Origin of the sequence: Nonlabens tegetincola (genome assembly GCF_002117085.1) — a bacterium.
Lineage (GTDB): Bacteria > Bacteroidota > Bacteroidia > Flavobacteriales > Flavobacteriaceae > Nonlabens > Nonlabens tegetincola.
In genome coordinates, this window is record NZ_CP019342.1 from 1,659,453 (window position 1) to 1,672,145 (window position 12,693).

11 protein-coding genes and 1 pseudogene are annotated in these 12,693 nt (G+C 34.9%); 2 read left to right on the plus strand and 10 right to left on the minus strand.

Features of this window, described 5'->3' with window-relative positions; genetic code table 11:
• Positions 1-40 precede the first annotated feature (40 nt).
• Both BST91_RS07930 and BST91_RS07935 read left to right on the plus strand, forming a co-directional pair.
• The gene (locus BST91_RS07930) at positions 41-778 is read left to right on the plus strand and encodes an MlaE family ABC transporter permease (RefSeq protein WP_042277797.1); all 738 of its coding nucleotides are present in this window, start codon (positions 41-43) and stop codon (positions 776-778) included.
• Positions 775-1,538, plus strand: a pseudogene (locus BST91_RS07935) (ABC transporter ATP-binding protein). Before BST91_RS07930 ends, BST91_RS07935 begins: the two are co-directional and overlap by 4 nt.
• Here BST91_RS07935 and BST91_RS07940 read toward each other — a convergent pair.
• The 10 genes from BST91_RS07940 to BST91_RS07985 all read right to left on the minus strand — a co-directional run bounded on the left by BST91_RS07940 (position 1,535) and on the right by BST91_RS07985 (position 12,682).
• Positions 1,535-2,650: a glycosyltransferase gene (locus BST91_RS07940; RefSeq protein WP_085775059.1), complete on the minus strand. Its 1,116-nt coding sequence runs from the start codon at positions 2,648-2,650 to the stop codon at positions 1,535-1,537. The pseudogene BST91_RS07935 and the gene BST91_RS07940 overlap by 4 nt on opposite strands.
• Positions 2,647-3,192 carry a serine O-acetyltransferase gene (locus tag BST91_RS07945; protein WP_060524314.1) on the minus strand — a complete coding sequence of 182 codons (546 nt, stop codon included), beginning with the start codon at positions 3,190-3,192 and terminating at the stop codon, positions 2,647-2,649. Before BST91_RS07945 ends, BST91_RS07940 begins: the two co-directional genes overlap by 4 nt.
• Positions 3,192-4,181, minus strand: a complete 990-nt coding sequence (locus BST91_RS07950) for a glycosyltransferase family 2 protein (RefSeq protein ID WP_085775060.1) — start codon at positions 4,179-4,181, stop codon at positions 3,192-3,194. Before BST91_RS07950 ends, BST91_RS07945 begins: the two co-directional genes overlap by 1 nt.
• Complete coding sequence (locus BST91_RS07955; protein WP_085775061.1) at positions 4,178-5,200, minus strand: exostosin domain-containing protein; 1,023 nt, start codon at positions 5,198-5,200, stop codon at positions 4,178-4,180. Before BST91_RS07955 ends, BST91_RS07950 begins: the two co-directional genes overlap by 4 nt.
• Positions 5,197-6,678, minus strand: a complete 1,482-nt coding sequence (locus BST91_RS07960) for a glycosyltransferase family 2 protein (RefSeq protein ID WP_085775062.1) — start codon at positions 6,676-6,678, stop codon at positions 5,197-5,199. Before BST91_RS07960 ends, BST91_RS07955 begins: the two co-directional genes overlap by 4 nt.
• A 3-nt stretch (positions 6,679-6,681) precedes the next feature.
• The gene (locus tag BST91_RS07965) at positions 6,682-7,830 is read right to left on the minus strand and encodes a glycosyltransferase family 4 protein (protein ID WP_085775063.1); all 1,149 of its coding nucleotides are present in this window, start codon (positions 7,828-7,830) and stop codon (positions 6,682-6,684) included.
• A complete protein-coding gene (locus BST91_RS07970; RefSeq protein WP_085775064.1) occupies positions 7,831-9,225 on the minus strand; it encodes a glycosyltransferase family protein in 1,395 nt (464 codons plus the stop codon). It abuts the gene before it with no gap.
• 1 nt (position 9,226) lies between these two features.
• Positions 9,227-10,096 carry an N-acetylneuraminate synthase family protein gene (locus BST91_RS07975; RefSeq protein ID WP_085775065.1) on the minus strand — a complete coding sequence of 290 codons (870 nt, stop codon included), beginning with the start codon at positions 10,094-10,096 and terminating at the stop codon, positions 9,227-9,229.
• 80 nt (positions 10,097-10,176) lie between these two features.
• A complete protein-coding gene (locus BST91_RS07980; protein ID WP_085775066.1) occupies positions 10,177-11,412 on the minus strand; it encodes a mechanosensitive ion channel family protein in 1,236 nt (411 codons plus the stop codon).
• A gap of 115 nt (positions 11,413-11,527) precedes the next feature.
• Entirely contained in the window at positions 11,528-12,682 is a 1,155-nt protein-coding gene (locus BST91_RS07985; RefSeq protein ID WP_085775067.1) for an acylneuraminate cytidylyltransferase, read from the minus strand.
• Between the last annotated feature and the right edge of the window lie 11 nt (positions 12,683-12,693).

Here is a 12,693-nt window from a genome sequence, read left to right on the forward strand (position 1 = left end):
TAAATCACAAGGTTATTTTTTTAGCTACTTTTACCAACGCATGAGATTTTTAAGGCATATAGGTACATACATGATGATGCTTTTAGGTGTTTTTAAAAGACCTACCAAAGCTATCGTTCTTAAAGAATTGATTTTAAAGGAAATAGATGATCTAGTAATAGGATCCATAGGTATAACCGCCTTTATTTCTTTATTTATGGGTGCGGTTGTAGCATTACAAACAGCGCTCAATTTAGACAATCCATTAATTCCTAAATCATTGATTGGATTTGCCACAAGGCAATCAATAATTCTAGAATTTGCGCCTACATTTATTAGTGTGATTATGGCTGGTAAAGTAGGTTCTTACATTACATCGAGTATAGGAACCATGCGAGTTACTGAGCAAATTGATGCCCTTGAGGTGATGGGAATTAACCCTTTGAACTATTTGATATTTCCTAAAATTGTAGCGCTTGCATTCTATCCATTTTTAATTGCTATTATCATGTTTATAGGAATTTTTGGTGGGTTTTTAGCCAGCGTTTATGGTAATCTAGTTAGTCTAGAAGAGTTTGTGGTTGGTTTACAGGATACTTTTATACCGTGGCATGTTGCCTATGCTTTTATAAAAACAATCGTTTTTGGGTTTTTGCTAGCAACCATTCCTAGCTATCATGGTTATTATATGAAAGGAGGCGCACTAGAAGTTGGGAAAGCAAGTACGACAAGTTTTGTGTGGACCTGCGTCTCGATTATAATTGCAAACTATTTACTCACTCAATTATTATTGACATGATAGAAGTTAAAGGTTTAAAAAAGGCTTCAATGGTGAGGAAATTCTTAAAGGAATAGATGCTACTTTCCTTAAGGGAAAGACCAATATGATAATAGGTGCCAGTGGTTCAGGAAAGTCGGTTTTCCTTAAAAATATGCTGGGGTTATTTGAGCCTGATGCTGGTGAGATTATTTACGATGGCGAGCGATTAGGAGAGATGGAAATTGAACGTAAAAGCGATTTACGTAAAGAAATGGGTATGCTATTTCAACACAGTGCTCTATTTGATAGCATGACGGTAGAAGAGAATGTTATGTTCCCGCTGCGCATGTTTACTAAGATGAAGAAGAACGAGCGACAAGAAAGAGCAAATGAAATTTTGGAACGTGTAAATCTTCCTGGACTTAATAAAAAAATGCCTAGTGAAATTTCTGGTGGTCAGCAAAAACGTGTTGCACTTGCCAGAGCTGTTGTTAATTATCCTAGATACTTGTTTTGCGATGAACCCAATAGCGGTCTGGATCCAAAAACAGCAACAATAATCGATAATTTAATACAGGAAATCACTCATGAACGTGATATCACTACAGTGATTATTTCCCACGACATGAATTCTGTAATGGAAATAGGTGAAACCATTGTGTTTTTAAAAGATGGGCTTATTGCTTGGGAAGGAACTAATAAGGAAATATTTAAGACTGATAACAAGGCTGTAACTGACTTTGTATATAGTTCTGAGTTATTTAAAAAGGTACGTATCGCTCAAAACGAAGGACTTTAAAGAAGTTTTTCAATCTCATAATCAAATTTATCTAGTGTGTAATGCCTAGACCAGTTTGCCGCATTGTTAGACATTTCATCAAGTTTATTAGTACGATTCAAATACTCTTTAATAATTTCACTTGCATTGGATAACTCTTTGATTAAAATTCCTCTTGTTTGATTATCATCACCTGTTAACATCCAAGGCACGCAACTTACAGCTGTTGCAATTGGGATACAACCCCAAAACATAGGTTCGGCAACGGCTTTGGGCCATCCTTCACTACGCGATAATAAAAATGCAAAATGTGCTTTTTTATACGCCTGAGTAACCGATGACAATGGTTGGTTTCCATGTAGGTGAATAAATGGATTCAGTTTATTCTTTCTGACATAATCATTCAAAGATTCAAAAAGAGGTCCATTACCATAAATATCCAAGGTGACTGGCACACCTTCATTTCTTAAGTTTTCTACTATTTGGACAACTTTTAAAGGCCTTTTGTTTTCACTAAGCGTACCAACAAATAAAGCATTCAATTCACCGGTATAATCCCTTTTAACAATCGGTTCTTTATCTTTTTCATAATAAGATGCCGTGAAAAAAGGTTTTATATTTTTGGTTTGATTGACATAGTTCCCATATGCTAAAACCGTAATATTTTTACTTAAAAAGGTGTTGGATAATATTCGTTTTTGCCATTTATAAGCCATGGGTTGTCGTGCTTTAGGATCCCAATTTCCGGCATATTTCACTGTTTTCTTTTTTCTAGGAAAAAGTATTTGAACAAGACATGACAGTAGTGCTAGATTACCAGGACAACGCAAGTGAATATGGTCTGCTTTCGCGAAAGCGAAACACAAAACCACCAACTGGTAAGGCATAGTAAAAAGACTTACAACAGCTATACTTATCCTGTGGAATTCCAACCGACGCAAGCTAGTTACTTGAATATCCTGACGATCAAATGGCTGTGTAAGAAGAGGTTTATTATATCGAGTAGGTGCGATGATTTGAACCTCATCTACTTTACTGAACCATAAATTCATCTCCTTGACGTAGGGTGCGTAAGCTTTTTTTTGATCTTTATGTTTAATTATTGGCGCGTCTGATACTACTACTAACTTCATACGTATCCAGAACTATCGTTATTACTAACCTTGACAGCTGGCACTCCAAGAACTGTCGAACTAGGGTCAACATCTTTAATTACTAAACTATTGGCCCCAATAACAGCATTATCACCTACTTTGATTTTACCAGCTACCGTGGAATTTGCTCCTATATAAACTTGATTACCTATTATGGGAACTCCTCTTTTGTTCGAACGGCCACTAACCCCAATAGTAACACCTTGCGATATGTTACAATTTTCTCCAATCACCGCTTTTGCATTTACAATTATTCCTGAATGGTGCCCTATATACAATCCTTGACCAATTGTTGCGCTATAGGGCAAGGTTATACCGGTTATTATTTCAATAAATTTCAGTTTTATTGCACCTATTACTAAAATTGGGAGTTTAATTACTCCAGGCAAATTTGATCGGTAAACTTTGTTGAATAATCTATAATGAAATAATGCCCATAAGCCTTGTTGAGTTAACAACATTAATAATGCTGGTTTACCACTGTAATTGGTGTACCTCTTTATGTCTTTTAAAAACTTCATTATTTAGGCCGTGAAAAAAATAAATTTACCCAAGAAACTATTCTACCTAATGCTTCAGTAAATGCCTCTTTACGATTACTCGTGGTAAATATATTGAGAATCCTAATTAAAATAAGAATAAGCGTAATGCTATGCCACTTCAATTTATTTTTAAAACTTGGATTAGGATATTTGGTACGCCATACAAACCATCCATTACGAATCACCATTTTACCATATTTGTATTGATTAGGTCTACCATCAGGTGCATGAAAGTGCTGACAAGTTGCTAGTGTATTCACATACAAGCTACCTTCATTGCTCAATCGCAAGGTATACTCGGCATCTTCGTACAATCCATAGCCTTCAAAAAAAGTTGAAAATTTATGAGCATCTACAATTTGTTTAGGGTAACTAGCTACACCACCCATAAATAAATCTACTTTATAGGTTTTTCCGGATGGTGGTAAAAACCCTATTGATCTACCGTGACCAAATGGTGGATAAGTGCCTGGCTGTGTATGATGATCCAGACCTAACTTTTTACGTAGCTTATACCTACTACTTTCTTTTCTTACGTAACCATCAATATTATAGAAATCTGGTCCATTACTGTTTTCATTTTGAAGTTGCCATGCTACCTCATTAGTAATGTAGCCACCTACTCCAAAAGCATTAGGATACTCTTGATACGTTGATGCCAATTGTTTGAAATATTGATTATCTAATACAATATCATCATCTAAAAATGCAACAACATCTATATCTTCAGAAACTCGATCAATACCAAAATTGCGTTGTTTGGTCAAACCGCGATCTTCATTTCCTACCTTAAAATATTCTAATCCATTAAGAGAAAAAGTTTTTAGTTCATTTAAGGAATCATCGTTCAAACTTCCATCTACAATAATTACTTGAGACGGAAGTAATGTTTGAGATCGTACACTGTGTAACAACCTCATCAAAGGCTTTGGTCGCATGTAAGTACAAACAATTAGAGCAAATTTCATACGTCAATTTGATTTTTTACGTGGTAAAAGAAATTATGCCTGACTAAATAATTTTCAAACAGTTTACGATTATTCTGCTGTAGTTCTATAAAACGTTCCTCTGAGCAGGAATCATGAAATTGAACTAATTTATTAATTATACTCTCATCCTTTTTTATAACACATACATGATTGGACCAATTAATCTCGTTTTCTAGTGGTAGCACATTATTGGTTTCAATCAAAACAGGGATTCTTCCTAAAGCTAATGCTTCGTAAAATCTTACGGAAAAATTTCCTGCTCCTCTCATGCAAAAGGCATAAGGTGAGTTGTTCAAGTTATCAAAAAACTCTTGAGTGGTTTGTTGCCTTTCCTGTTCTGAGGTCGCTCCTGCCCTATATCGTTCTCTATAAATGAATCGAGTCGCAATTTGTTGATCTCTCTCTAACGCCTTTAGTTTGAGAAATCTTTGTTTTGCAGCATTAAAGAATATAGGCCTATCAGGATTGAGTGATATAAATGATGTCATCAAGTTTTTTAAATAGCTTAAGTTGTATCTAAAACGTTCCTTCCTACTATGCGTGGCAAATCCAGTAAATGAAATTTCAGGTTTTTCCTTCTTTGCAATCCATTTTAATTGTCTAACATGGATTCCAATGGGATCTGATATAAAACTAGGTATGATTATGGTGTCTTTTTGATTAGTATTTCGATATCCTGAATTACGCCAAGTTACTATATAATCCTTGCTAAATGTTTTACCATAATCACCACCTGTATAAACGTGAAGCTTCTTACCGTTTGAAATAGCTAAATGGTTCAAAAACTTCCAAGACTGCTGTTCTTCCTTCGTATTTATTCTTAAATAATCGATAGGAAAGATAATTATATCTGCCTTTTCTATGGTGTTTACCAGTTGGTAATACTTGTGAACTATTGGATGGGTATGCTCAAAATAATGCAAGTCAAAAAGTAAGGGATGAACCTTGCCTCTATTTTTAGTTGATAGGATCTCAATATCGGTAAAAACGCTTATCATAAACTATTTGCATACTTTTTACTTGATTCCCATGCTTTATTAAAGAGTTTATTATGTCCCCAAGGCAAAAAGGACCCTAGTTTCCCATAATTTTTAAACCATTGCACCAATTTATAACCTTTCAATTGATTTTCAGAATAGTTTTTCTTTCTAAAATACATGATATGAGGAGATGGTTTGGGCTGAATGTTATCAGTTGACCAGGGAAAAATACGTTTCTCTCTAAATCCACCTACAGGCGCTTTTAAGTGTAGAATTTGAATTTGTGGTGCATAAATCACGTCATATCCTGCTCTCCTAATTTGCATTCCAAAATCTACATCTTCGCCGTACCCATGTTCAAGAGCTTTGTCAAATTTACATCGGTCAACTATTTCTCGATGAACTAAGGAACAACCAGAACCAAAATAGGGCCATTGTTTCCATGTTTTTTGATGTTCGTGTTCCCCTTTTTGTAAATAAGCAGCATTGATACACTTTACGTTTAAATTTTCTGCTAGGCTAACCATGTTCTCCAAAACATTGGGTTTTAGTCTAGCATCATCGTCAAATAGTAATACCCATTTTGCCCTTGTTTTTTCAAGAGCAATATTTCGAGCATTACAAGCTCCTGTTTTGTGAATGAACTTGTGAATAATTGAAAAGGGCCAATTACCATTTAAAATCCTATCCAGCTCTGTACTTGCCTCTTTATTAGTATTTTGTTCTACAATGTAAACGGTTTGTGACAATAAGGTTTGGTTAGCTAAATCATTAATTACATCATACAAATAACTTGCCCTACCCATCGTTGGGATTATAACATCATACTGAGTATTTATGACTGGTTCATCCTGATTAATTTGTAATTCCAAAAAGTCTACAACAGGAACTATCTTTTTAAGAAATACCGCTTTCGCGAAAGCGAAAAAAGGGAATCTCTTGTCATACTTAAGGTGACACAACAGCAAAAACGGCAACCATACTTTTTTCATCGTGTGCCCTACTAATTTGTACGTCTTAAAGTAGTTAGATCGAGTCGGGTTTTTCTTAAGATTGGAATAACAAAGTATTCCTTGATGTTGAAATGTTCTAGCCAACAAATTAATATCATATTCAAAGTCGGCCGAACTTCTAAAGTGCTTGATTTTATTTAATACCGTTGCGTGAATCATTCCCTGATCTGCGCTCATAATCCATGTAGGATACCAATGATTCTCTGAATAATTAATAAAAGGAGTATCTTCTACATATCCCAATCCAGTATGGATAAAATTTGGTGCTTTACCAGAACTCAGCATTTTATAAGTCACTGATTTTTGAGAATCAAAGTCATCCCAATCAATAGATGTAGAGTTTTTCCATGCTATCCAACGATTTGGAAATTTTTTAGCCAATTCAAATAAAGAATCTAATACTTTACCCGAAGATGGTTGAGTAATAAGTATATCACTCTCAAAATCAGTGATTGTATTTTCTATGTAATTAAAAACAATCATTGATTAATTTAAGTTTTCAATGACGCTTTTGTAAAAAGCAAGGTTCTTACTTGCTATTTTTTTGATGTCAAATTTACTTTCTACCGTTTTTCTAGCGTTAACGGCCACATTCAGTATAGTATCTTTACTTTCAAAAAGGTTAGTTATAGACTCAATATAGCTCTCTATATCATCTGGATGATGCATGTAACCGTCATGTCCATGCTCAATTAAATCCTGTGCCCAGCCAATATTTGTATTTACCACTGCTTTTTTAAGTGCCATACTTTCAATTGTTACCATACCCAAGGTTTCTGCAAGAGAAGGAAAGACACAAATATGTGCTTTTTTAATAAGGTCTTGGGTTTGATTATAGGGGACTTTTCCCATATAAGTAACGTTGAGTAATGCTGAAGGACTAAAGTTTTGTTTTACCAATTCCCAAGTAGAATTAGAACCAGTAGAAACATCAGCACTATCAGAACCAATTAGTGTCAAAGTTGATTTAGGATAGGATTTGTGAATTTCATTGAACATTTTAGCCAATTGAAACAAACCCTTTTTACGAATTATAGTACCTATGTTAAGTATATTAAAAGCAGTAAACTGATCGGGATTGTTATTTACAAATTTTTCTAGTTGTAAACCATAAGGTATAATTTTCAACTTATTTACATCAGCCTTAAATAATTGAACAGATTTCTCTCCTGCAAAGGTTGTGGGAGCGATGTAAGCTTGTGCCTTTTTAACAGCCCATTTTTCAAAAAGAAAGTTTTTTTTCTTTTGTGGACGTTTCTCGATGTGACAGAAATAAGTATCACTACCATGAAACCTTATCACCAAAGGTTTTTTCAAGTTCATAAAAGCTGTTATCCCAGTCCAATCAGGAGCTTCTATTATATCTACAGTATCGCAGTTTAAATTTACATAGCTTTCTATATGTTTACGATAAAAGTAAAATCCTCCAATAGGATAGTTGAGTTTCTCAATTTTATGAAAGGTTATTCCTTTTTCAGTGAATACTTCGCTACGATTTTGTCCATAAATAAAGACACTGACTTTATGCCCTATCATAGCCACTTGTTCTGCTAGATTTTTTATACTAGTGCCCATTCCACCAGCATGCGCAGTACGCTCATGAGGATATTCTGGTGTTAAGTAGGCGATGTGCATTTAATTCAATATTTGTCCTATCCCATCCCAAATTCGCTCACTTGCTAATTCTGGTTGATTAGGATGATTAATAACGCCGTACCATTTTTTACAATCCTGCACAGGATTTACCACATTTTCAAGTAAATGCTTGATTCCAGTCTCAATATCTGCTTTTTTATGAGCCCAAACTACAGCCGTATCAGGCATCGTTCTAAAATGAACATATTTGTAATTTTGTCCGATGTCGCGTATACCTTTTTTAAGTTCTGGTTGCTCATAGTTAGGGTAAATGGTCGGTTTATCATGTATGACAAAATCAAAGACCATACTGCTGCAAATATTAACTACCAGTTCACAGTGTCTACAAGTATTTACCAATAGTGCAAAATCATTCTTGGTAGGCATCATTTGATTCCAAGCATTACCCATTGGTTTCCATAAAGGTTTTATAGTGGTAATAACATCAACATATTCTTTTAAAACCTCATCGTATCTATTAGAATCATCAACTGGTACTGGTCTAAATATTATTCCCAAGTTATAACCACGAACGTTGAGATTTTTAACGGCGATAGCAGTATCCCTTAAATAAAGATGATCCAGTGGCGAAGTGGTAGTATCATCACCAGAAAAACAAATATATTCCTTGTTTTCATCTAAATTATGCTCACTCAAAAACTGTTCTCTAGAAATATAGAGTTCTTCACTATAATGCGGCTCAAATTGAGGTGTTCCAGTCACATAAACTTGATTACTTTTTATTTTTGGATAGTAATGTAGCAACTGCTCCTTCATCAATTCTGACCATACAAAATAATAATCAGTCTCAATAGTAGACATCCCTTTAGGTAAGTTATCCCAACTGTAAACCCAGCATGCTGTAGGTATTCCTAGATCTTGAGCTGCTAGTACCGGTGCAATTCCTTGAGTAGCACGTTGAGTCGTACAAAAAACTAAGTCTGGTTTGTGTTTCGTGAGCTGTTCTTTTAATACCTTATAGCGATCTGTACTCCTTTCAGCCTCATACATTTTGTTTTTCAGGTTTTCCCAACCCGAATCAGTAGATGAAAAAATTTCATGGAACTTTACAAAGCTACTTTTGACACAATTCTTAAGGCTATTCCATTTTAAAGGAAATCTATATGTTGGATACACATTATCGTTATCACGCTTTCGCGAAAGCGCTAACTCTACCCTTTTCCTTGCGTGATTAATTACTGGAGTTTTAGGGTGAATTTTGGTACTAGGAATGTTGATTTGTGCAAATCCAAATTCCTTTTCAAGATCAAAAACTGAATTGTTCCAATAGGTAATGTCATAACCTAATTTATCACCAATATTTTTGAAATTTGTGAAGGCAAAATTGCGTAATCCAACACCGTCAGGAAATAAGATCCAAACTTTTTTTGACATTTTACTTTCTATATTTCAGTTTATCCCGTTGAACTTGTTCAATAGGCAATATATCTTGTGATTTATGAGTCAATGCCTTGTGTACAGCTCTTAAATCTCTCGCTAATTTACGCAAACCATTAGGCTCTAATGAGGCACTGTGATCTGTACCTTTCCAGGTGCGATCCAGTGTATAGTGACGTTCTACTATGGGAGCACCCAATGTATAGGCAGCAACATCGGCAGCTATGCCTAAATGATGACCAGAGAATCCAATTTGTTTTATCCTGCTTTGATATTTTTCTCTAAGTGTAATAATATCCAACAAACAAATGTCTTCAAAAGGTACTGGATATCCACTAGTACAATTGTATAGTACGAGATCTTGGGCACGACCTTTACGCTCAAAGAATTGCACTAGTTGTTCTATTTCATCGGGTGTTGTCATTCCTGTAGAACAGTGTATTTCACCCTTATAATGCTCACACAACCATTCTAGCATTTCAAAATGATTATTACAAGCACTTGGAATCTTTATAAACTCAGGATTCAACGAGGATATTTCTTGTGCGCTACTTGTATCCCAAACACTAGTACTGTAAGTAATTCCCATTTCGTCACAGTAATCCATCAATTCCTGGTGCTGCTGCACGTTGAATTCTAGATATTCTCTATGTGCTCCATAGGTATCACCATAACTATTGATAGGGTTGGGATGTGGTGCGTTATATTGCTCTTCAGTTAATAATTCTTTGTTATTTCTTTTTTGAAATTTAACTGCATCGGCTTTACAAAAAATTGCAGCAACTTTTATAAGTTCTTTGGCGATTTCCATATCACCTTTATGATTACATCCAATCTCTGCAATTATATAGGGTTTGTGATAGTTCATTAGGAGAAAATTAACTATCGCAAGGTAAGGAAATGTGATTATTTAGAAAGTATATTTCTCAAATTGAGGTAAGTTTTTGGTTATTTGAGTTGGTCAGTAGTGGTATGATATTCATAAACCTCTAAATCAAAGAATTTTACCGACGCAAGAACGTGATCAAAAATATCTCCCATTATATATTCATAATTGACCCATCGTTGATCTTTACTGAAACAATATATTTCTAACGGTATTCCATGTGGTGTTTGTTCTAGTTGTCTGACCATATAAGTCATATCTTTATGAACCGCCGAGTGGTTCTCAATATAAGTTTGTAGGTACTTTCTAAATACACCAAAATTGGTCATGTTACGGCCGTTAATTAATGCCTCTTTATTAATTTGATTTTGTTCATTGTGTGTATTGATGATTTCGTCCCTTTGTTCCAGATAATCCGTAATTAACTGAATATCCTTTAATTTTTGAATTTCTATAGGAGTTAAAAACTTAATTGTGGACGCTTTAATAATTACAGATCGCTTAATCCTTCTTCCTCCAGATGCTGTCATTCCTCGCCAGTTTTTAAACGAATCTGAAATCAAGGCATAGGTAGGAATAGTGGTAATAGTTTTATCCCAATTTTGAACTTTTACTGTGGCTAGGGTAATTTCTATTACATCACCATCGGCACCGTATTTTTCAAAGGTTATCCAGTCGCCTATACGCACCATGTCGTTCACAGTAACTTGAATACTGGCAACAAATCCTAAAATACTATCTCTAAAAACCAAAATTATAATTGCTGATGCCGCACCTAGTCCGGTTATGAATTTCCAAAAAGAAACTCCCGTTATTGTTGCAAAAATGGAGAAAATCGCAAGCAACCAGGCCACAATCATAAAAACCTGTATGTAGCTATATATAGGCTTATTTTTATAACGATCAATAGTTTTAAGGTAATTCCTTATGGATAACAAAAAGCTTTTAATGATGAATAGACTAAGTAAGATACCTAGTATTCTGATCGATTTTTCAGCTAGATTGGACACATAGTCAAAATCTGTAAAAATATAAGGGACAGCTTCATAAACTAGAAGTAACGGCACTATATGAGCTGCATAGGTAGGTAACTTGTTATCGATTAAAATATCATCAAAGTTTGTTTTAGTCCTAGTAGCAACTACATTGGATATTCTCCTAAAAATTAAGGTAAATATGAAGTCAAGTATTAAGGCTATAACAAGTAATAGAAGCAAAAGTGCCAGCATATTTAAATAACTCGCAACTTGAGGTGTAAATCCATTTTCAATAAGAAAATCATAGATAATGTGCTTCATAACTTACGTTTAATAATCACACAAAAATAGGAGTACTACGCTAGACAGCCTTTGTATTTAGAATAACATTAAAGGTAATCTTGAGTCTGGATAAAACTGGACCTCGTTAAGCTCACTAAAACCGGTTATTGTATCTCATGATGAATTCGCATACCTCACGTATAGCACCCGATGCACTATCGTTGGATAAAGTAACATCAGCGTGTGATTTGACTTCTCTAGTTGCATTGTGAGGCGTAAAAGACCATCCTGCTGCACAAATGTTTGCCAGATCATTTACATCATCACCTACATAGGCAATATTTGAAAAAGCAATTCCTTTATCGCTAGCGATTCTAGATAAAAGGCTGTATTTATCCTTGACGCCTAAATACGTATTTTCAATTTTAAGTTTTTTCATCCTACTTGCGACTATGTCTGAATCTTCTGAAGTCATCACCATGACCTCAACTTCGTTTTGTCTTAAAATTTCTAATCCCATACCATCTCTCATGTCAAATTTTTTCATGAGTTCTCCCTGACTATCGTAATAAACGCAGCCATCGGTAAACACGCCATCAACATCCAGTACTAGGTGTGTTATAGGTTGGGTTTGCTTTTTTTGTTTTAGCTTTCGCGAAAGCAGTAATTCTACAACATCCCAATCGGACTTACTATCAATTTCGGTTAAAGAATCCTCGTGCATGTGAACTAAACCAATTTCACCAGAAACACGATTTTTAGTCTCAAACCACTTCTCTTTCACAGTCACATATACAGCTCCATTTTCAATCAACAGCCCTTCAAAATCCTGACGTCTAGGTCTATTAAACACATCATAATTTTGAGGCTCACCATTTGAACTCCAGATAAAACGATGTGTATTCACCACTGTCATAGCGCTGTGCTTGCCGTTTTTAATTTCTTGTAAACAAGCGTTGATATCTACGGCAGTGGTAAATGGAGATGTAGCTTGTAGCAGACATATAATATCAAAATCAGGATCTTCATCCCTAATAAAATCGATCATCGCACTTTCTGTACTGGCAGTATCCGTGGCGTTTGAGCTTAGGCGTTTGACTGCTTTTATTTTATCTGTCCAGTGGTATTCTCGTTTAACAAAGTCTAAGATATCTGAATCATCAGTATACACATAAACCTCATCTAATTGAGAAGCTATTGCAGCTCCTAAAGACCAACAGAATAATGGCCTACCTAACATTTTCTTTTTGTTTTTTCCAGGTATTCCTTTTGATCCTGCTCTTAGTGGGATAAAGCCTATGGTTTTCATAAAAATGGTAT

Bases quoted from the DNA above. Each gene is read 5' to 3' on its own strand.
- BST91_RS07970 (WP_085775064.1), bottom strand. From the start codon at position 9,225: ATGTCAAAAAAAGTTTGGATCTTATTTCCTGACGGTGTTGGATTACGC.
- BST91_RS07975 (WP_085775065.1), bottom strand. From the start codon at position 10,096: ATGAACTATCACAAACCCTATATAATTGCAGAGATTGGATGTAATCAT.
- BST91_RS07940 (WP_085775059.1), bottom strand. From the start codon at position 2,650: ATGAAGTTAGTAGTAGTATCAGACGCGCCAATAATTAAACATAAAGAT.
- BST91_RS07930 (WP_042277797.1), top strand. From the start codon at position 41: ATGAGATTTTTAAGGCATATAGGTACATACATGATGATGCTTTTAGGT.
- BST91_RS07950 (WP_085775060.1), bottom strand. From the start codon at position 4,181: ATGAAATTTGCTCTAATTGTTTGTACTTACATGCGACCAAAGCCTTTG.
- BST91_RS07945 (WP_060524314.1), bottom strand. From the start codon at position 3,192: ATGAAGTTTTTAAAAGACATAAAGAGGTACACCAATTACAGTGGTAAA.
- BST91_RS07960 (WP_085775062.1), bottom strand. From the start codon at position 6,678: ATGATTGTTTTTAATTACATAGAAAATACAATCACTGATTTTGAGAGT.
- BST91_RS07980 (WP_085775066.1), bottom strand. From the start codon at position 11,412: ATGAAGCACATTATCTATGATTTTCTTATTGAAAATGGATTTACACCT.
- BST91_RS07955 (WP_085775061.1), bottom strand. From the start codon at position 5,200: ATGATAAGCGTTTTTACCGATATTGAGATCCTATCAACTAAAAATAGA.
- BST91_RS07965 (WP_085775063.1), bottom strand. From the start codon at position 7,830: ATGCACATCGCCTACTTAACACCAGAATATCCTCATGAGCGTACTGCG.
- BST91_RS07985 (WP_085775067.1), bottom strand. From the start codon at position 12,682: ATGAAAACCATAGGCTTTATCCCACTAAGAGCAGGATCAAAAGGAATA.